The sequence below is a fragment of the Acidimicrobiales bacterium genome, assembly GCA_041394265.1.
In the GTDB taxonomy this organism is placed as follows: Bacteria; Actinomycetota; Acidimicrobiia; order Acidimicrobiales; family SZUA-35; genus JBBQUN01.
Genome location: JAWKIO010000005.1, coordinates 1,199,765 through 1,218,966, shown reverse-complemented (window position 1 = coordinate 1,218,966; position 19,202 = coordinate 1,199,765). Strand labels below are relative to the sequence as shown.

Genomic DNA, 19,202 nt, shown 5'->3' with positions numbered 1-19,202 from the left:
CTACGCGCGCCGTTCGGGTTCGCTGGCGTACCTACCTGTCGAGGCGGTGTGTCAGACTCCGACGATGGAGACAGTCGACGAGAACGACGGGGCGTCCGGTGTCGCAGATGACGTGCAGGGTGCCGCCGCATGGCAGGCGATGGTCGACGGCCTGGCAGCTGCCGGGCGTGCCATGGCGGATCACGTCGCCGATCTGTCGCCGGCAGAACAGGCCGACGGGTTCCGGGCGTTGCTGCGTTCGCTCAACAACCAGCTCGGGCGGTTCGAGGTCGATCGGGCCGACCCCGAGCTCGTGCCGTTCAACGGGTGGCGCGAGAAGTTCTTCATGGACAATCCGGACTTTCACTACTGGGTGGCCGACATCGACGATGGCCGTCGCTACCGATTGACCGGTCGCATCGGGGATGCGTCCTACACCTCGATCACCGCATACGCCGCGGGTGGCATCATCGATGCCTCGGCGGCGTCCCGCCTCGACCAGGACTCCCTCGAGCTCGAGGCCGACGGAAGCTTCGAGGTCATGGTGTCTCGCGAGCAGCCGCCGGCGGGCAACTGGCTGCCATTGCCACAGGGGGCGAACTCGATCTGGGTTCGCAGCTTCTACGACGATGTGCATCGCGACGCGCACGGCGAGGTGCACATCGAAGCGCTCGATTCGGCTTCCGTGCCGCCGTTGATCGACACCGACCGTTTCGTCCACCGTCTGCAACGCCTCGGGAAGGGTGCCCGCTCGACCGTACGCGGTATCTCGACGTCGGTCGCCGAGGACCTCGCCCGTCCGAACGAGGTGCGAGTGTGGGAGGAGATGCAGGGCGGTGCGGCCTTCACCGAGCCCGGCATCCACTACCAGCGGGGTGCGTGGCAGCTCGGTGAGCGCCAGGCGCTCGAGATCCGCCTGACACCGGTGGAGTGCCGCTACTGGAACCTGATGCTCTACAGCCGGTTCCTCAACTCCCTCGACCACCGACATCGGCCGGTGTCGCTGACCGGCGCTCGCGCGATCGCCGAAGATGACAGCTCGGTGCGGGTGCTGCTCTCGGCCACCGACCCCGGCGAGGGCAACTGGCTCGATACCGAAGGCCGGCCGTTCGGGATCTTCGTGGTGCGGTGGCTCCATGCCGAGACGGCCCCGCAGCTGCCCGAGCTCCGAGTGGTCGACCTCCCAGGAGCGTCGCGATGAGCGAGCGACTCGATGTCGACGAGTTGGCTGGCCGGGCGCTCGGCGAAGCGCCGGTTGCGTCCCTCGGCCCCGACGACTGGCAGGAGGCGCTCGAGGTGTTCGTGCGCTCGGTCAACGATGACGCCCGGCTGCACCGGCGGGGCATGGCCATGGCCGGGGCGACGGCGGTCGGTCGGCTCCGTGCCCGCATGGCCATCGACCGCTGGTACGAGCACCACCCCGCCCGCGTCGGCGCCCGCCCCGAGGCACCGATCTTCATCATCGGCGGATGGCGGACCGGCACCACGTTCCTCCAGCGGTTGCTCGCTGCGTCACCGACCCTGCGTGCTCTGCACCCGTGGGAGCTGGGCGCGCCATGGAAGGCCGCCGGTGCCGACGAGCAAACGAGGGCGCAGCTCATCGCGGCGGCGCAGGTTGGCCACGATCGGCTGCACGAGCTGAGCCCCCAACTCCAGGTGGTCCACGACTCCGGTGCCGATCTGCCCGAGGAGTGTGTCCTGGCGCTCGGCACCACCATGCGGAACTGGGGGTTCTTGTCGACGATGCGGCTCACCGGCTACGCCGATTGGCTGACTGGGCAGGACTTCGGCCCGGAGTACGAGGCCTACGCCCGAGTGCTCGCGATGCTCGACGACCGCGATGGGCGCCGCTTCGTGCTCAAGGCCCCGGCCCACACCGCCGAGCTGATGTCGCTGATCGAGGCGTTCCCCGATGCGACCGTCGTCCATCTGCATCGCGATGTCGTCGAGACGGTTGCGTCGGGATCGAGCCTCTTTGCCGTGTTCCGCTCGATCTACTCCGACGAGGTCGACCCGATCGATGTCGGTGACTTCCAGGCCCGCACGACCCTGCTCTGGTTCGAGCGGGCGATGGCCGCCCGTGACGAGTGCGAGCGCCGCGGTGTCGGGCGGTTCGTCGACGTCGCCTACACCGACTTCGTTGCCGATCCGCTGGCGACGGCCCGTGCCGTCCACGAGGCGGCGGATCTCGGATGGAACACCACCATCGAGCAGGCACTGCGCGAGCGGCTCGACGAGCGGGCGACAAAGCCGCACGGAAGGCACGAGTACACGCCCGAACAGTTCGGCCTCGACGCTGATGAGATCCGGCGCCGGTTCTCGTCGTACACCCAGCGCTTCGGTGTGAACTGACCCGTCAGCCGTCGGCGTCGTTCGCTACGGGCGAGGAGAACTCGATCCGCTGAGCGGTCGATTCGAGATGGGCCTGGATCAGGTCGGCGGCCCGTTCAGCGTCATGCTCGAGCGCAGCATCGAGGAGATCTCGGTGTTCGACGGCGACGGTCGGCAGTTCGATGCCGCGTCGGCCCGAGAGATGCCGATAGAGCTCGGCCTCGTCGAACAGCTGCTGGCGGACGACCTGCATCGTGGCGTTCGGGCACGCCGAGGCCAACACGGTGTGAAAGCGGCGGTGGGCGTCCATCCAATCGGGGTTGGCCGAGCCGTCGGGTCCCAACATGTCGGTGACTGCGAGCACGTGATGGGCGGCGACGAGTTCGCCCTCCCAACCCGTGTCGCCGTGTTCGACCGATGACGACACCGTGACCCGCTCGACGTGGCAGCGGGCCCAGGTCAGGTCGGCGAGATGCTCGGGTGACGCGAGGCGAACCCGGAACCCGGCCTGGGGTACGGCGTCGACCAATCGCTCCGACGCCAGGCGGGTCACCGCCTCTCGCACCACCCCGAGGCTGACGCCGTAGTCGCGGGCAAGCACATCGAGCAGGAGTCGCTCGCCGGCGCCGAGCTTGCCGTGGAGAACGTCGGCCCGTAGCTGCTCGTAGACGTCTTCGGTGAGGGAACGGCCCTTGCGCTTGCGCATTCGGAAACCCTAGCAAACGTCGATCATCGATGAGTGCTTGACAAATCGATTTCGATGCAACATGGTTCTGAGCGTTCCCGCCACCTACGCCGCCGTCCAATGAAAGCTGATCGATGAGCGCCTTCGAGTTCGCCTACATCAACGTCGAGGTCGCCGATCCCGCGGCCTTCGGCACCGTTCTGGCCGAGGTCGTCGGGCTGCAACCGGGAGCAAGCAGCGGCTCCACCCAGAGCTGGCGCAACGATGGTGCCATCCATCGAGTGCTCGTCGACGAGGGGCCGGGCAACGACGCGGTGGCGGTCGGCTATGCCTACCCCACCACCGACGATCTCGACGCCGCCGTCGCTCGCCTCACCGAGCTGGGCTACGACGTGCAGGAGGGATCCGACGCCGAGCGGTCGGCCCGTGCTGTCGAACGCTTGCAGTGGTGCACCGCTCCGTGGGGCACCAGGGTCGAGCTCGTGACCGGGCTCGCCGATGCTGCCGACCCCTTCGCCTCGCCGTTGATGCCGGGCGGATTCCTCACCGAGGGTGTCGGGTTCGGCCATTGCGTCTTCATGGTCCCCGACCACGACGCCTCGCACCGATTCGTCGTCGACGGGCTCGGGTTCGCACAGACCGATTGGATCGAGGTCGAGTTCGCTCCCGGCGTCGGCATCGAAGGTCGCTTCTATCACTCGAATCCGCGGCATCACACCCTCGCACTCATCGCCGCACCGGCGCCCCCGCCCGGCGTGCCGACCACCTCGCTGCATCACATCATGTTCGAGGCGAATCAGATCGACGACGTCGGTGCCGCCTTCGACCGTGCCTACGCCGCAGGCTTGCCGATCCCGAACGGGATCGGCAAGCACGACAACGACCGCATGACCAGCTTCTACCTCCAGACCCCCGCCGGCTTCCAGATCGAGGTCGGCACCGGCGCCCGCACCGTGGGTGAGGATTGGTCGGAGAATCGCCGCTACGAATCGATCAGCGCCTGGGGCCACCAGCCGGTGGTCCGAGGCTGAGGAGACCCATCACATGAGCTTTCGACTGGCAACCATCGACGGACGAGCCGCACTCGTGGCCGGCGACCACTATCACGATCTCGAATCGGTGAGCGGCGGTGCGCTCGGCCCCGATCCCATGGCTGCACTCGCCCGACCCGATCTGCTGTCATCGTTGACCGCCGGCCTCGATCCGTCGTCGGCCACCGGCGCACTTGCCGACGCCGTGCTCGGCCCGCCGGTGCCCCGGCCGCAGAAGGTGTTCGGCATCGGGCTGAACTATCACTCGCACGCCGCCGAGTCGAACATGGAAGTGCCGGAGCAGCCACTGGTGTTCACCAAGTTCCCCTCGTGCCTGGTCGGGCCGACCGCCGACGTCGAGCTTCGCAGCAACGGCGTCGACTACGAGGGCGAGCTCGTGGTGGTCATCGGAGAGGGAGGGCGTGACATCCCGGTCGAGCGGGCCTGGCAGCACGTCGTCGGTGTGATGGTCGGCCAAGACGTGTCCGACCGTCCGCAGCAGTTCGCCGCCAAACCACCGCACTTCGATCTGGGCAAGTCGTTCGACACCTTCGGCCCCACCGGTCCGGTCGTCGTGTCGCTCGACCAGCTCGACGACCCCGACAACCTCACCATCACCACCTGGATCAACGGCGACCAGCGCCAGCACGACACCACGGCGAGTCTCATCTTCGACGTGCCGGCCCTCATCGCCTATCTGTCGAGGATCACCACGCTCGTCACTGGCGACCTCATCTTCACGGGCACGCCCGAAGGCGTCGGCGCCGCCAGCCGTCGGTTCCTCGTCGACGGCGACATCATCACCACCACCATCGACGGTGTCGGCACGATGACCAACCGCTGCGTGCGCATCGGCGACTGATCGTCTCGAACGAAGATCAAGCGTTGGGGCGGATGAGGACCTTCTCGCCGGTGGCCTGCTTGGCGTAGGCCGACACTCGATCGGGATCGAGCGTCTCGCCTAGCGTCAGTTCGTCGGTGTAGTGACTGGCGAACGTCGTGTGCATCTCGTCGACCACTCGCTGTCGCAGTCGATTCGCGACCTCGGGTCCGACCTCGTTCATGAAGTTCGTCAGCAGGTAGCCACCAACGCTCCACGACATGCCGAAGGTGCGGGTCAGCAGGGTGGGGCCGCGGTCGAGTCCGCCGTAGATGTAGACCTGCTTGTGGGTGGTCGACCCGTAGCGGCTGTAGCCCTCGGCGTTGGCCACGGCGGCGGCCTCCATGGCGGCGAGGATCTGCCCGGCGAGCGGGCCGCCGCCGATGGCATCGAAGGCGATGGTGGCGTTGGTCTCGGTCAGCGCCGCAACGAGGTCGTCGGTGAAGGAGTCGGCGCTCGAGTCGACGACGTAGGCGGCGCCGATCGAGCGCAGGAGGTCGACCTGACACGGCCGTCGCACGATGTTGACGAGCGATATCCCGTCGGCGATGCAGATCTTGTTGAGCATCTGACCGAGGTTGGATGCCGCCGCCGTGTGCACGAGCGCCGTGTGACCCTCGCGCTGCATGGTCTCGGTCATCGCCAATGCCGTGAGGGGGTTCACGAACATCGAGGCGCCGTCGCGGGGGTCGGTGTCATCGGGGAGTCGCAGTGCGCTCGCCACGGGGACACATCGATACTCGGCGTACATGGCGCCACCCAACACGGCCACGGTGGCGCCGAGCAGTGCTTGCGCCTCGTCGGAGTCGCCGGCCTCGACGACGACACCGGCGCTTTCGTTGCCCACCGGCATCGATTGCCCGACCCGCCCGGCCAGGGTCGCGAAGACCGCCGGGGGAATCTGCGCCGTCAGCTTTGGGTGGGTGTCGGTGCCGGACGCCTCGACGGTGGAGAGGTCGGCACCGGCGAGCAACAGCCCGAGGTCGGAAGGGTTGATCGGTGTGGCATCGACCCGAACGAGGACTTCATGTGGACGCGGGGTCGGCCGCTCGACGTCCACGATGGCCACCTCGAGCATCGAGTCGGGGGTGACGAGGGATTGCAACTGGCGCATCGTGGGCATCTTGGTCTCGCATCTCGTTGTCGGTGTCGACGAGTTCTTAGCACCGATCGAGCAATCGGCCCTCGGCGGGCCGGTCAAAGGTTTGACCCTGGCTCGGGTGGGGTAGCGGCCAGCTCCGTCATCGGAGGTATCAGCGCATGGACTTGCACAGTGGAACGCCGTTCTGGCCTCGTCGGGATGGCATCCTCGCCACACACCCGCCGTTGGATCGCGACATCTCGTGTGACGTGGCGGTCGTCGGCGGTGGCATCACCGGAAGCCTTGTCGCACTCGAGCTCGCCCGGCGAGGCCTGGAGGTCGTCGTGGTGGAGCGCCGCGACACCGGTGGCGGGAGCACGTCGGCCAGCACGTCGATGCTCCAGTACGAGATCGACGAGTTGCTGGTCGACCTGATCGACGTGATGGGGCGAGAGGATGCCGAGCTGGCCTACCAGGAGTGTGGCCGTGGCATCGACCTCGTGGAAGCGGCGACGCAGCGGGTCGGGCACAACTGCGGATTCCGGCGGTCGCCGAGTGTCTTCATGGCACCCAGGCCGTCAGACGTCGACACCCTCCGACGTGAGTTCGAGGCGAGGCAACAGGCCGGCTTCGAGGTGAGGTGGCACGACCGGGACTCACTCGCCGAGCGCTGGGGCCTGGTCGGTGACGCTGCGATCGAATCCGCGGCTGGTGCCTCGGTGGACCCCTACCAGCTCGGCGCGTTCGCCCTCGCTCGAGTGCTTGCGCTCGGCGGGCGTGTCTTCGATCGAACCGAGGTCGTTGCCTACGAGCATCGTCCGCGCCGATCCGTTCTGACGACGAATCGAGACGCCACGATCACCTGCAAGCACACGGTGATCGCCACCGGCTACGAGGTGGCGACCCTTCTGCCGGAGCTCCCATTGGCGATCCACTCGTCCTTCGCGCTGGTGAGCGAGCCGATCCTCGACCTCGATGCCCGGTACCCCGATGGGCTGCTGTTCTGGGATCACGACGATCCCTACCTCTACGGTCGGACCACCGACGACCTCCGGTTGCTGATCGGCGGGCGGGACGAGACGTACCGCGACCCCAAGCGGCGGGAACGGGCGATGCCGTCGAAGACCCGAGCGCTCGCCCGCTCCGTGCCGAAGCGCTTTCCCGCCATCGGTGAGATCGAGGTGGCGTTCGATTGGGCCGGCACCTTCGCCGAAACTCCCGACGGTCTCGCCTACATCGGCGGCCACTCCCAGCACCCTCGGACGCACTTCGCCCTCGGCTTCGGAGGCAACGGGATCACGTACAGTGCGCTCGCCGCCGACTACATCTCCCACGCCGTCGAACACGGCGACTACCCCGACGCCGCCCGACTGTTCGCGCTCGAACGCCCAGTCGTGCGACCGAGCTGACCGGCATGCGTCAGTAGGGCGAGCGGTAGACGTGGGTCGGCGAGTTGGCGGAGACCGACTCGGCCACTCACCATTGGTCGACCGTCACGGAGTGCGTCGTGCCACTCGCCGTCGGGAAGGAGGATCGAGGCCTCCTCGGTCGGCCAGGTGCCGGGCACGGTGACAACCACCATGTTGCCTCGGCGGTAGGCCAGGATCCGCCCGTTCCCGGTCGCCAGTGGCTCGTAGTCCAGAGGTGAGCCTTGGGCCTGACGAGAGGCCAGCGTTCGGCGGATCAGCGTCATCTTGGCGAGGTCGAACGATACCTCCCACGCCGATGGCACATCGTGCTCGGTGCTGTCTGCGCTCACGGCAGCGAGCCGGGACCAGTCGAGTGGTCGCCGGTTGTCCGGGTCGACGAGCGAGAGGTCACGGACCTCGTCGCCGCGGTAGAGGTCACCGACGCCCGGCGCCGTCAATCGAAGGAGGGCATGGATCAGCGAGCCGGCCTGTGCACGCTCCTCGATGGTCTCGAGCAGCGCTTCGATGGCCGCGCGGAACGCCGCGTTGTCGAGACACGATGCTGCGGTGGCAGCGAGGGTCGCTTCGTAGTCGGTGTCCGGTTCGATCCACGACGACCGCTCCGCCCCTTCTCTCACCGCTTTGATGAGGTAGTCGGTGAGCCGTTCCCGGTCGATCGGCCAGGCCCCGATCGCCGACTGCAGCAGCAGGAGCCCGTCGGCAGGATGCAGGTCGAGCTTCGGCAACCACGTGCCGACGAACGACGCCCAGATATCTGGCTTGTGTGACAGCGCCAGGAGCCGAGCGCGCACATCACCGCTGCGCTTGGTGTCGTGGGTCGAGGTGGTGAGCAGGGTGCGCGGGTGGCGATCCTGCGTCTCGATGGCCCAGCGGTGGAAGTCGGCCGTCGATGCGGGTCGACCGCCCGGGTCGCCGCCCACCTCGTTCATGGCCGCCAGTGGCAGGTAGCGGTACAGCGCTCGGTCCTCGCCACCCTTGGCCAGCGCCGGCCCGGTCAACTGTTGGAAGAGGGTCTGCGCCTGGCGATCGTCGTCATCCGTCGGCGTCGTCAGGATCGAGACAAGGGCGGCGATCGGAGTCGCCAGCGCCGGTGCGTCGGCAATCGCTCGGTCGGCAGCGGCGCGGATCACGGCGACATCGTCGTCACCACCCGAAGGGAGGTACGTGCGGTAGCGGCCGAGGGCAGCGGTCAGCGCAACGGTCGCCTCGGCGCCTTGCTCGCCGGACAGGGTCAGCGAAGGGTCGTGCTGAACACATCGTTGGATGCGCTCGACCTCCGGGCGCAACCGGTCGCGCAACACCTCATCGATCGCTTCGTGCTCGATCACCTCGTAGCGACGCTCATCACCGGTCGCTCTCGCCCAGAGGGCCCGCATCCGATCCCAGCCGTCGCCGTCCACCAGCAGTCGGTCGACGAGCCGGGCGAACTCATAGCCGGTCGTCCCGTCGATCGGCCAGCGGTCGGGCAGGGTCTCGTCGCCGACGAGGATCTTCTCGACCAAGAGAAGGCGACCGTCGCCGATGAAGTGGCGGAGCCAGGTCAGGTAGTCGTCGGGATCGGCGAGGCCGTCGACGTGATCGACCCGCACGCCGTCGATGACATGAGGCCAGCGCTCGAGGAGTTCGGCAAGGAGAGCGTGTCGGGCGAGCCGCACCCTCTCGGACTCGACGGCGACGCCGGCGAGCGAGTCGATCTCGAAGAAGCGACGCTGATTGCGTTCGGTCGATTGCCACGGCACCAGCCGGTACGGCTGAGCCTCGAGCACCTCGCCGATGGCAGGGGGCTGCATCCCGTCGATCGCCACCGACACCGGCAGCCTCAGTCCCGTGCTGAGCTCGATGACCGGGCCGTCGTCGGCGTCGCTGGGCGTGAGACATCGAAGCTCGTCGTTGAGCTGTTGCGTCAGCACCGGCAAGACGACCTTGCCGTCAGCCCCGTCCCAATCGATGTCGAACGCATCGGCGTGCTCGCTCGCCCTGCCGTGCCGAAGGACATCCCAGAACCACGGGTTCCGTTCGGGGGTGGCGATCGACAGGTGGTTGGGGACGATGTCGATGATGAGGCCGAGGCCGTGACGTTCGAGTTCGATGCACAACTGGTCGAGTGCCTCGGCCCCGCCGAGTTCGTCGCGCACCCGGGTCGGGTCGGTGATGTCGTAGCCGTGTCGGCTCCCGAGCTCGGCTTCGGCGATCGGCGACAGGTACAGATGGCTGATACCGATCGTCCGAAGGTAGGGCACGAGGCGGGAGGCAACACCGAAGTCGTCTTCCGGCGTGAGCTGGAACCGGTAGGCGGCGACAAAGGTGCGACCGCTGGGCGGGTTCACGGCCGGCTCCGGTGGGCGAACTGCGCCGACCACGGTGCAAGCAGGCCCTCGCCACCGGACCCGGGGCCGCCGTAGCGGGCGTCGGATGTGTCCAGCACCACAGTCCAGTTGTTCGCCGCCCACTCGGATGGCGTGTCGCCGAAGTGCAGCGCGAGCATCGTCTCGTTGTCGTCGAAGTGGCGACGCACGAAGATTGTGGACCCCTCAGATGTGACCGTGGTCGTCGCCGTCGGAGCAGCGACAGCCCGGTTCGCCCGCCGGTGGAGGAGCAGATCCCGATACAGCTCGAGGACTTCGCGGTGGGGCGAGTCGGCCATGACCGTGTGGTCGAGCACCGCCGACTCGAACGTGGCCGGATCTGCTGGGTCGGGGATCGACTCGGGCTCGAACTCGGGGAACTCGGCCCGTCGGCCGGTGCGAGTGGCCTCGACGATCGCCGGGTCTTGGTGATCGATGAAGAACGGGAACGGCGCCCGCTCGCCGTACTCCTCGCCCATGAACAGCATCGGAGTGAACGGGCTCAGCACAACGGCGGCGGCGGCGAGTCGGCGACGCTCGGGATCGACCAGCACGTCGAGCCGCTCGCCGGCCGCCCGATTGCCGATCTGGTCGTGGTTCTGGTCGCACACGACCAGCTGATGGAACGGGACGCCATTGGGGCCCGTCGTGGTCAGCGCCCGACCGTGCCGTCGACCCCGAGCCAGCGAGTGGCGACCTTCGAACGTCCAACCCGCCTCCAGGCAACGCTGCACATCGCCCACTCCGTCGTAGTCGGCGTAGTACGACGGTCGCTCACCAGTCAGCGCGACACGGAGCGCGTGGTGGTAGTCGTCGTTCCAGACCCCGTCGCAGCCCTGGCCACCCGCTGACGTCGGACGAATGAGTGCCGGGTCGTTGGCCGACGACTCGGCAATGAGGATCGCATCGCGGCCTTGGGTAGCCGCGGCTCCATGCACGGCGTCGCACAGCTCGGAGATGAAGGTCGACGCCGTCGGGTCGACGATGGCGTGCACGGCGTCGAGCCGGAACCCGTCGATGCCGACGTCGGCGATCCACTCGACCGCCGAGTCGATGAAGAACCGTCGAACGTGATCGCTCCCCGGTCCGGCCACGTTGATCGCCGGCCCCCACGGTGTTCGATGATCGTCGGTGAAGTACGGTCCGAACCGGCCGAACTGATTGCCCTCAGGCCCGACGTGATTGTGGACGACGTCGAGTACGACGGCGATCCCGGCATGGTGGGCGGCGTCGACCAGTTCGATCAGTTCGGCCCGACCGCCGTAGGTGCTCTGCGCCGCGAACGGGTAGACGCCGTCGTAGCCCCAGTTGCGAGCACCCGGGAACTGGGCGATCGGCATGAGTTCGATCGCATTGATGCCGAGCGATGCCAGGTGATCGAGGTGATCGATGACCGACGCGAACGTGCCGCCCGAGGTGTAGGTGCCGACGTGGAGCTCGTAGAACACGAGTTCGTCGAGCCGGAGTGCCGGCCACGGTGGGTTGCCATCACGATCGTGCCATCGCGTCCCGGCGCCGGGCTCCCGCCCGAGGGGGACCACCTCGGAACGACCGAAGAGACCATCGGGCTGACTGCGGGTCGCCGGATCTGGGAGCACATCGCCCCCGTCGAGGCGATACCCGTAGCGCTGTCCGACCGCGACACCGTCGACGGTGGCGTGGTGGTACCCGTCGTCGCCCGCCACCATCGGCACCCGTTCCCCATCGAGGTCGACCTCCACCTGCTCGGCACGCGGCGCCCAGACGGTGAAGGTGGTGGAGCGATCGCCGGGGATCGCCCCGAGGCGCTCGTCGACCGCGGTCATGGCGCCACCCCTTCGGCCGAGCTATCGGCCGGTGGCACCGCCTGGAGGACCACCACCGATCGCGGTGCCAGGGTCAGCGCCGCTCCGCCGTCGATCACCGAACCATCGCCCCCGAGCGCGTCAACATCATCGGTCGCCTCCGCCACCGCGGCGCTCGTGGCGCTCACCCCCGCCATCGCTGCGCTCTTGGCGCTCACCCCCGCCATCGCTGCGCTCTTGGCGCTCACCCCCGCCACCGCTGCGCTCTTGGCGCTCACCCCCGCCACCGCTGCGCTCTTGGCGGTGTCGATCACCCGGATCCACGAGGCCCCGAACGGCTCCGACGGCAGTGTCCACTCGACCGCTTCGTGATGGGCGTTCACGAGCAGCAGATACGACTCGTCGGTGATGCGCTCGCCGAACCGGTCCATGGTCGAGATGGCCGACCCGTTGATGAACATCCCGAGCCGCGCCGCCGAATCGGCTTCCCAATCGCCGTTCCCCATCTCCTCGCCATCCGGCCGGAACCAGGCGATGTCATCGACGTGCCCGTGGATCGCCACGCCCTGGAAGAAGCGCCGCCGCCGAAAGACCGGGTGATCCGCACGGAACGCAATGAGGGCGGTGGTGAACGTCTGCAGATCCTCGTCGACGGACTCCCAGTCGAACCACGAGACCTCATTGTCCTGGCAGTACCCATTGTTGTTACCACCCTGGGTCCGACCCAGTTCGTCGCCGCCGAGCAGCATCGGGATGCCCTGCGACAGCAACAGCGTCGTCAGGATGTTGCGTTGCTGGCGACGCCGCACCTCGAGGATCTCGGGATCATCCGTCGGTCCCTCGACCCCGACGTTCCACGATCGATTGTCGTCGCTGCCGTCGCGACCGTCCTCGCCATTCGCCTCGTTGTGCTTGTCGTTGTAGGCCACCAGGTCGGCCAACGTGAAGCCGTCGTGGGCGGTGACGAAGTTGACGCTCGCCGTCGGCCGGCGCGCGTCGCCTTCGTAGAGATCCGAGCTCCCCGTGAGGCGGTCGCCAAGCTCGCCGACCGTGCCCGGCGATCCGCGCCAGACATCACGCACGTTGTCGCGATAGCGGCCGTTCCACTCGGACCACAGCGGCGGGAACTTGCCGACCTGGTAGCCGCCTTCGCCAATGTCCCACGGCTCGGCGATCAGCTTCACCTGCGAGATGATCGGGTCCTGCTGGATGATGTCGAAGAACGCAGAGAGCCGGTCGACCTCATGGAGTTCACGGGCCAACGTGGCCGCAAGGTCGAAGCGGAACCCGTCGACGTGCATCTCGGTGATCCAGTAACGGAGGCTGTCCATGATCAGCTGCAGCACGTGCGGGTGCCGCATGTTCATGGAGTTCCCGGTGCCGGTGTAGTCCATGTAGTGACGGCGGTCGTCGTCCATCAGGCGGTAGTAGGCCGGATTGTCGATTCCCTTCAGCGACAGGATCGGCCCCATGTGATTGCCTTCAGCGGTGTGGTTGTACACCACATCGAGGATCACCTCGATCCCTGCATCGTGCAGCGAGCGAACCATCTGCTTGAACTCCTGCACTGCGCCGCCGGGAGCCGATGTCGCCGCATACTCGTTGTGCGGAGCGAGAAAGCCGATCGTGTTGTAGCCCCAGTAGTTCCGCAGGCCTTGCTCGCGCAGGTGGTTGTCGTGGACGAACTGATGGACCGGCAGGAGCTCGACCGCGGTGACCCCGAGTTTGGCGAGGTGATCGATGGCCACAGGATGCGACAGCCCGGCGTAGGTGCCACGGAGGTCCTCGGGGATCCCGGGGTGCAGCTTGGTGAACCCCTTCACGTGGACCTCGTAGATGACGCTGTCACTCAGCGGGATGGCCGGTGGACGATCGTGTCCCCAGTCGAAGTAGGGGTTGATGACGACACCCTTGGAAACGTGGCTCGCCGAGTCGAGATCGTTGCGTTGCGTCGGGTCGCCAAAATCGTAGGGGAAGCACGCTTGGTCCCAGTCGATGAGGCCATCGATGGCCTTTGCGTACGGGTCGAGGAGCAGCTTGTTCTCGTTGCACCACAGGCCGTTGGCGGGGTCCCACGGCCCTTTGATGCGCCAGCCGTATCGCTGGCCGGGGCCGACATCGGTGAGCGAGGTGTGCCACACATGGCCGTCGACCTCTTCGAGTTCGACCCGCTGTTCACTCATCGCGCCCCCTGCGTCGACGTCGAACAGGCACAATTGGACCGACTCGGCCACCGAGGAGAACAGCGAGAAGTTCACCCCGGCGCCGTCGTAGGTGGCGCCGAGCGGATAGGGCTGACCGGGCGTGAGATGCACAGGTGCCTCCTGAGACCAATGCTGCGAACAAGGGGGAGCGTACGGCGTGGAGGCGACCGCCCCCGGGTTGGCAGGCGTCGTTTCGATGTCGACGATCTGGCGCTGATCTGTCGCAAGGCGGCGCTTCACAAACGTGGAGATGGTCACATCGCGGCCGCCTACCCCTCGAACTGTGACCTTTGTCATTCAACCGCTGGATCGGTCGGACGCCGAGGCGTAGGGTCGATGGCATGTCTCAGCCTCTGTGGAAGCGGGTGTTCGACGCCGTCGAACGGGAATCGGGGCCGGCGCTCACCAAGACCCTGGCGAATCCCGACGTGATCGAGTTGATCACGATCGCCGCCGCGGTCCGCAAACGAGCGCAGTCCGATCTCGCCGAGGTCGCCCGCCGTGGGCTTCACGTGTTCAACCTCCCGGCCGGCACCGACATCTCCAAGGTGTCGCAGCAGGTCGCCGGGCTCGAGCGTGAGATTCGCCAGCTCAACCGTCGGATCGAGGAGCTTCAGGGTGGCTCCGGCAGCAACCGGTCGAACGGCGCGGCCAACGGCTCGTCGAAGGCATCGACCAACGGGTCGAGCCCCACCAGGGCACACGAGGAGGCATCATGACCGCAACCGAACAGGCGCAGGCCGACATCGGCCAGATCGACAAGTTCGTCGACTTCCTCCGAACCCAGTCCGAGCGGAACGTCAAGAGCATCAAGAATGGCCTGCGCCACTACGCCCGCCTCGACCTCCCCCCGATCTCCAGCACGCCGAAGGACACGGTGTGGCAGCGCGACAAGGTGCGGTTGTGGCGGTATCGCAGCGATCGTCGATCAGGCGGACCACCGCTGTTGCTCGTGCACTCGCTGGTGAATCGGAGCTACATCTTCGACCTCGTGCCGGGAAACTCGATGGTCGAGGTCCTGCTCGATCGCGGACAAGACGTTTACCTCGTGGAGTGGGGCGTGCCCGACGCCGCCGATGCCGAGAACTCCTTCGAGACCTACTGCGACGACTACCTGCCGGAGATCGTGAACTTCGTGGTCGCCAACAGCTCGGCCGACGACCTCAACATGCTCGGCTACTGCTTCGGTGGCGTGCTCACCTTGCTGTACGCCGCCGGCCACGTCGATGCGCCGTTGCGGAGCCTCACCACGTTGGCCACACCCACCGACATGACCCAGATGCCGGCGCAGCTGAGGGGCGGCAAAGACTCCTCGTTCGACCCGGCATTGGTCATCGACGAGTCCGGCAACGTTCCCGGAACGGTGATCGGGAACGCCATTCGTTCACTCGATCCAACGGCTGAGTTCGCGGCACGCGCCAACCTGTTGGCGAACCTGTGGAACGACGACTACGTCGCCGCCCACAACGCCATCACGCAGTGGGGCAACGACCAGATTCCCTTTGCCGGTGCCACGTTCAAGCAGATGGCCCAGATGTTCTCTCGCGACAACGGGTTCATGACCGATCAGCTCGTGCTGGGCGGGCGGCGGATTTCGCTGTCCGACATCACGGTGCCGTTCCTCAACGTCTTCGGGTCGAAGGATCACATCGTCCCGGCAGCGGCCACGAGACCACTGAGCACACTCGTCGGTTCCGACGAGGTGACTGATCTCGAACTCCCCGCCGGACACGTCGGCCTGTTCATCGGGCGTCGAGCGCACCAGGTCGGCGTTCCGGCGATGCTCGACTGGATCGACGCCCAGTAGCGGTCAACCTCAGTCGTCGGCCACCAGGATCGACACACCACTGATCGTCGGGTTGCCGAAGCGGTCGTTGCTTGCGGCGAGCGTGGTTCGAGCTCGTCGAGTCGGCCCATGCACCGGCCGGAGTCCGTGATCGAGTTGCGAGGCCCCGCCGTCACCGAGCTTGAGACATGTCTCCTCGAAGGCGCGGCGATCGGGGCCATCGATCAGATCGGTGAACACGAGCCGGCCCAGGAGCTCCTCCTCGGTGCCGCCCAGCAGCGGCGCCGAGCCGGCCGACACGGCGACCACGAGCAGCGTGTCTCGGTCGATCTCCCATGCCACGGCCCCGACGGCGGACAGCACCTCGAGGAACCGCTGCTGTTCGCGGGCTCGCTCCTCGCCGAGACGGACGATGGCGGCGATGTCGTCGACCACCATCCCGACCCGTCCGGTGGCGGAAAGCTCGAGGCCGACCATCGTGAGGCGAAGCGTGGTGTCACGGAAGGCGACCACGATCGAACGACGCTGGCCGCCCGACTGGCGGACGGCGTCGACCAACTCGTCGATACCGGCGAACGGAAGCGCATCGGCGACCGGCATGCGGTGGGCGATCGCAGCAGGGATGCCGACGAGGTCGAGCAGCTGCTGGTTCACGACTTCGATCCGGTTGCGGACGTCCACGATCGCCATGCCGGTCGACAAGCCGGCAATGAGCTGGCTTGCGAACCGATCGGTCTGGGTGAGCGCGTTCGCGCGGGCCTCGACGTAGGCATCGATCACGAAGGTCAGGTCGAAGAACACCGCCCGGAGCAGCGCATCGACGGCATCGACCGGCGAGGGATCGCGTTCGAGCGCATGGAGGATCCCGCCCAACTGCCGCCCGAGTCCCGCCACGTAGAACTGGGGTGCCAGGCCGATCCGCTCGTGCACCATGCCCACCCGCATGCGCGACGCGGCATGGCCCCGGTCGAACCGACTGTGCAGGAGGTCTCGCCAGTAGATGTCGACCTGGTTGATCAGCCGGTCGATGCTGCTATCGTCGACCAGTTCGGCCGTCGACGGGGTCTCGGCGACGAGTGAGTAGAAATCGTCGAGCATGGCCGGGATCGCCTGCTCGATCTCGGGGGCGATGCGACGCAGGATCGATAGCCGGTCGGCATCGAGGCCGATGAAGTCGCGTCGAACGCCGACCTGGGTCAGGTCGGCGGCCAGGCGCGACATCGAGGCGGCAACCACCGGCGTTCCGATGTGCTCGGCATCGATCCCCTCGTCGGTCTCGTACGAGTCGGACGCGGTCGGTCGGTTTGCCTCGTCGTCGAGGATCTCCTGCACGAGGTGCATCTCGTAGGCGTCGAGCATGAGGCTCGTGTCGAACAGCACTGAGCGCACGAGGACGTCGACGGTCTCGAGGAAGCCGTGCACGCTGCCCGCACGGTCGAAGAGAAGGCCGAGGTGCTCGCCGATGAGATGCGCGTACGAAGCCAGATGCCACTGGGGTGGGAGTTTGAGGCGGTGGTGTGTCGCACCAATGCGGAGCACCATCTCGACGTGCTCGCCTCCGAGGTCGCTGCCGAACAGTGATTCGAGATAGCGGGCCTGGTGCTCGGCAAGCCGCTTGGCCACCGCATCTTGTTCGAGATAGGGCGCCGTCGTCGGTGCCGTCAGCCAGCGAGCGATCAGCCGGTCGGCGTACGCGGCGCTGCCGGCGGCGACGTCGTCGGCGCGATCGGTGAGTGAGGCCCGACTCGTCGACGACAAGCCCATCAGGTGACGCCGTTCCGCCAGCACCGCATCGCTGAGTCCGAGCTGCGGAGCGATGGGCTCGGGCGTCATCGCCCTGCCGACCCGGGGCGCGAACCTTCCCGCCTCACGATGGTGGTGCACATAGGTGGCCACCTCTGCCCGGTTCCGCAAGCCCAGACGCCCGTAGGCCCGCTTGAGGTGGCTCTTGACCGTCTCGATGTTGACGAACAGTGCGTCGGCAATCTCCTGATTGCTCAGACCGTCGGCACACATGGCAATGACCTGCGACTCGCGTGCGGTCAAGCCGTCGCTTCGTCCTAGCCAATCGCTGCGATCTGACACGGACCTGAGGCTACGTTTCCCGGGGCTTCAGTCTCGGTGAACAGGAGAAATCACTCGATCAGGTGATGCCTTCGACCCACCACTCGGCTGCGCCGCTGTGCATCGATCTTCCGCGCCTGCTCGACCAACTCGTCGTCGATGCGGACGTCGTGACCGTCGTTCTGATTGTCACCCGAGGGCAGTCGGTGGGCCAGCACTTCGAGCATCGCTGTCACCGAAACACCATGGCTCGCTGCCGCGTCGTGCCATTGATCGTGCGCGCCGTCACTCACGATGGCGTGCAGTGCTTTGCGTCGACTCATCTGATCTTCCTGCCCTCGGGTTGGTGTTGCCGCCCAGATCCTCTCGGGGCTCTGACTGAAGCAAGAGTCGTGAAGGGTGTCGATCCCCCGATCGGGTGAAACGAGTTCGGGACGTCGCCGGGGAAGCCGACTAGCTTCGCGGTGATGGGGAATGGGGACGGGCTGGTTCGCCAGCGCAACGAGCAGGGTGGAGCCGTCCGCGTGGTCACGCTCGCCCGGCCGGAGCGTCGCAACGCGCTGAACGCCGAGATGCTCGAACAGCTCCGTCTCGCGTTCGACGCCGAACCGCCGGCCGAAGAACGAGTCGTGGTCCTTCGCGCCGAGGGCACGGTCTTCTGCTCCGGTGTCGACCTGAAGGAACGTGAGCACAACGGGATGGCCGAGAGTGCCTCGCCGATCGAGGCACTGCTGGCGACTGTCGAGCGCTACCCCCTACCGGTGGTCGCTGCGGTACAGGGCGATGCAATCGCCGGCGGCAACGAACTGGCGCTGCACTGCGACTTCGTCGTTGCGTCGTCAACGGCCCGGTTCGGCATGTCGTTGGCGCAGATCGGCCTTGCACCCACGTGGTTCCTGGCGAAGCGCTTGGTCGAAGTCGGGGGCCCGGTCTTCGCTCGGCGGATGCTCCTGCTCGGCGACCCACTACCCGCCGCCGAGCTTGCCGACCTCGGACTGATCCACGCCGCAGTCGATCCTGCCGGCCTCGACGACGCAGTCGCTGGTGTTGTCGACCGACTGGCCGCCAATGCTCCGCTGAGCCTGCGAGCGATGAAGTCCGTGCTCCTCCGCCAGATGACCTTCCGTGACGCCATCGAACACGCCGATGTCGACGCACTGGTCGAGCGGGCACGACAGAGCGCCGACGCCAAGGAAGGCATCGCCGCTCGGTTGGCGAAGCGATCGCCGACGTTCCGAGGCGAATGACATGCGTGGCCTGTGGCTCGACCGACCATGGCGTCCACTCGATCCGGTGACGATCGAGTCGCTGCCGGCGCAGCTCGGCGTCTACGAGATCGGCGACGAGACGGGCGCGGTGGTCAAGATCGGCTACGCCGGCGGACGATCGACATTCGGCATGCGGTCGGCGCTGCACGACGAACTCGCCGCCGGCACCGGAACACAGTTCCGCCACGAGTTCACCCACGGCTACCTCACTCGTTTCGAGGAGTTGCTCATGGTGCACGTCGCCGAGCACGGCGACCTTCCTTCGGCGAATGACCAGCGACACGACGTCGGGCGATTGCACCTCGATCCGACCCGGGCCCACGGAGGTGCCTGA

At 67.0% G+C, this 19,202-nt stretch carries 16 protein-coding genes; 9 read left to right on the top strand and 7 right to left on the bottom strand.

The genetic code is table 11. From position 1 onward, the window contains the following. Positions 1-64 precede the first annotated feature (64 nt). Both R2733_05850 and R2733_05845 read left to right on the top strand, forming a co-directional pair. Positions 65-1,180 (top strand): DUF1214 domain-containing protein, encoded by a 1,116-nt coding sequence (locus tag R2733_05850; protein ID MEZ5376020.1) that lies wholly within the window; start codon positions 65-67, stop codon positions 1,178-1,180. Continuing rightward, on the top strand, positions 1,177-2,331 hold the full coding sequence (locus R2733_05845; protein ID MEZ5376019.1) for a sulfotransferase: 1,155 nt from the start codon (positions 1,177-1,179) through the stop codon (positions 2,329-2,331). Before R2733_05850 ends, R2733_05845 begins: the two co-directional genes overlap by 4 nt. A 4-nt stretch (positions 2,332-2,335) precedes the next feature. Here R2733_05845 and R2733_05840 read toward each other — a convergent pair whose 3' ends face one another. Next, positions 2,336-3,016, bottom strand: coding sequence for an FCD domain-containing protein (locus R2733_05840; protein ID MEZ5376018.1), 681 nt, complete (start codon positions 3,014-3,016; stop codon positions 2,336-2,338). 113 nt (positions 3,017-3,129) lie between these two features. Here R2733_05840 and R2733_05835 point away from each other — a divergent pair, with 113 nt between their 5' ends. Both R2733_05835 and R2733_05830 read left to right on the top strand, forming a co-directional pair. Further along, positions 3,130-4,026, top strand: a complete 897-nt coding sequence (locus R2733_05835) for a VOC family protein (protein ID MEZ5376017.1) — start codon at positions 3,130-3,132, stop codon at positions 4,024-4,026. 13 nt (positions 4,027-4,039) lie between these two features. After that, positions 4,040-4,888: a fumarylacetoacetate hydrolase family protein gene (locus R2733_05830; protein ID MEZ5376016.1), complete on the top strand. Its 849-nt coding sequence runs from the start codon at positions 4,040-4,042 to the stop codon at positions 4,886-4,888. A gap of 16 nt (positions 4,889-4,904) precedes the next feature. Here R2733_05830 and R2733_05825 read toward each other — a convergent pair whose 3' ends face one another. Beyond that, the gene (locus R2733_05825; protein MEZ5376015.1) at positions 4,905-6,020 is read right to left on the bottom strand and encodes a zinc-binding dehydrogenase; all 1,116 of its coding nucleotides are present in this window, start codon (positions 6,018-6,020) and stop codon (positions 4,905-4,907) included. Between the two features lie 146 nt (positions 6,021-6,166). On the opposite strand from R2733_05825, the gene R2733_05820 reads away from it, so the two are divergent. After that, positions 6,167-7,396 carry an FAD-dependent oxidoreductase gene (locus tag R2733_05820; GenBank protein ID MEZ5376014.1) on the top strand — a complete coding sequence of 410 codons (1,230 nt, stop codon included), beginning with the start codon at positions 6,167-6,169 and terminating at the stop codon, positions 7,394-7,396. Here the strand turns inward: R2733_05820 and treY are convergent. The 3 genes from treY to glgX are packed head-to-tail and all read right to left on the bottom strand — an operon-like array spanning position 7,339 to position 13,861. Further along, a complete protein-coding gene (gene treY / locus R2733_05815; protein ID MEZ5376013.1) occupies positions 7,339-9,744 on the bottom strand; it encodes a malto-oligosyltrehalose synthase in 2,406 nt (801 codons plus the stop codon). The two genes, R2733_05820 and treY, sit on opposite strands and share 58 nt — an antisense overlap. Next, positions 9,741-11,567 carry a malto-oligosyltrehalose trehalohydrolase gene (gene treZ, locus R2733_05810; protein MEZ5376012.1) on the bottom strand — a complete coding sequence of 609 codons (1,827 nt, stop codon included), beginning with the start codon at positions 11,565-11,567 and terminating at the stop codon, positions 9,741-9,743. The genes treY and treZ overlap by 4 nt, the downstream gene beginning before the upstream one ends. Then, positions 11,564-13,861, bottom strand: coding sequence for a glycogen debranching protein GlgX (gene glgX, locus R2733_05805; protein MEZ5376011.1), 2,298 nt, complete (start codon positions 13,859-13,861; stop codon positions 11,564-11,566). Before glgX ends, treZ begins: the two co-directional genes overlap by 4 nt. 230 nt (positions 13,862-14,091) lie before the next feature. Between glgX and R2733_05800 the strand changes: the two genes are divergently transcribed. Both R2733_05800 and R2733_05795 read left to right on the top strand, forming a co-directional pair. Then, positions 14,092-14,469 (top strand): hypothetical protein, encoded by a 378-nt coding sequence (locus R2733_05800; GenBank protein ID MEZ5376010.1) that lies wholly within the window; start codon positions 14,092-14,094, stop codon positions 14,467-14,469. Then, positions 14,466-15,557, top strand: coding sequence for an alpha/beta fold hydrolase (locus R2733_05795; protein ID MEZ5376009.1), 1,092 nt, complete (start codon positions 14,466-14,468; stop codon positions 15,555-15,557). The genes R2733_05800 and R2733_05795 overlap by 4 nt, the downstream gene beginning before the upstream one ends. 9 nt (positions 15,558-15,566) lie before the next feature. Here the strand turns inward: R2733_05795 and R2733_05790 are convergent, their stop codons facing one another. Continuing rightward, the gene (locus R2733_05790) at positions 15,567-17,582 is read right to left on the bottom strand and encodes a protoglobin domain-containing protein (protein ID MEZ5376008.1); all 2,016 of its coding nucleotides are present in this window, start codon (positions 17,580-17,582) and stop codon (positions 15,567-15,569) included. Between the two features lie 89 nt (positions 17,583-17,671). Further along, positions 17,672-17,923 carry a hypothetical protein gene (locus R2733_05785; protein MEZ5376007.1) on the bottom strand — a complete coding sequence of 84 codons (252 nt, stop codon included), beginning with the start codon at positions 17,921-17,923 and terminating at the stop codon, positions 17,672-17,674. Positions 17,924-18,067: 144 nt separating this feature from the next. Between R2733_05785 and R2733_05780 the strand changes: the two genes are divergently transcribed. Both R2733_05780 and R2733_05775 read left to right on the top strand, forming a co-directional pair. After that, positions 18,068-18,847 (top strand): enoyl-CoA hydratase/isomerase family protein, encoded by a 780-nt coding sequence (locus tag R2733_05780; protein ID MEZ5376006.1) that lies wholly within the window; start codon positions 18,068-18,070, stop codon positions 18,845-18,847. Position 18,848: 1 nt separating this feature from the next. Beyond that, a complete protein-coding gene (locus R2733_05775; protein MEZ5376005.1) occupies positions 18,849-19,202 on the top strand; it encodes a hypothetical protein in 354 nt (117 codons plus the stop codon).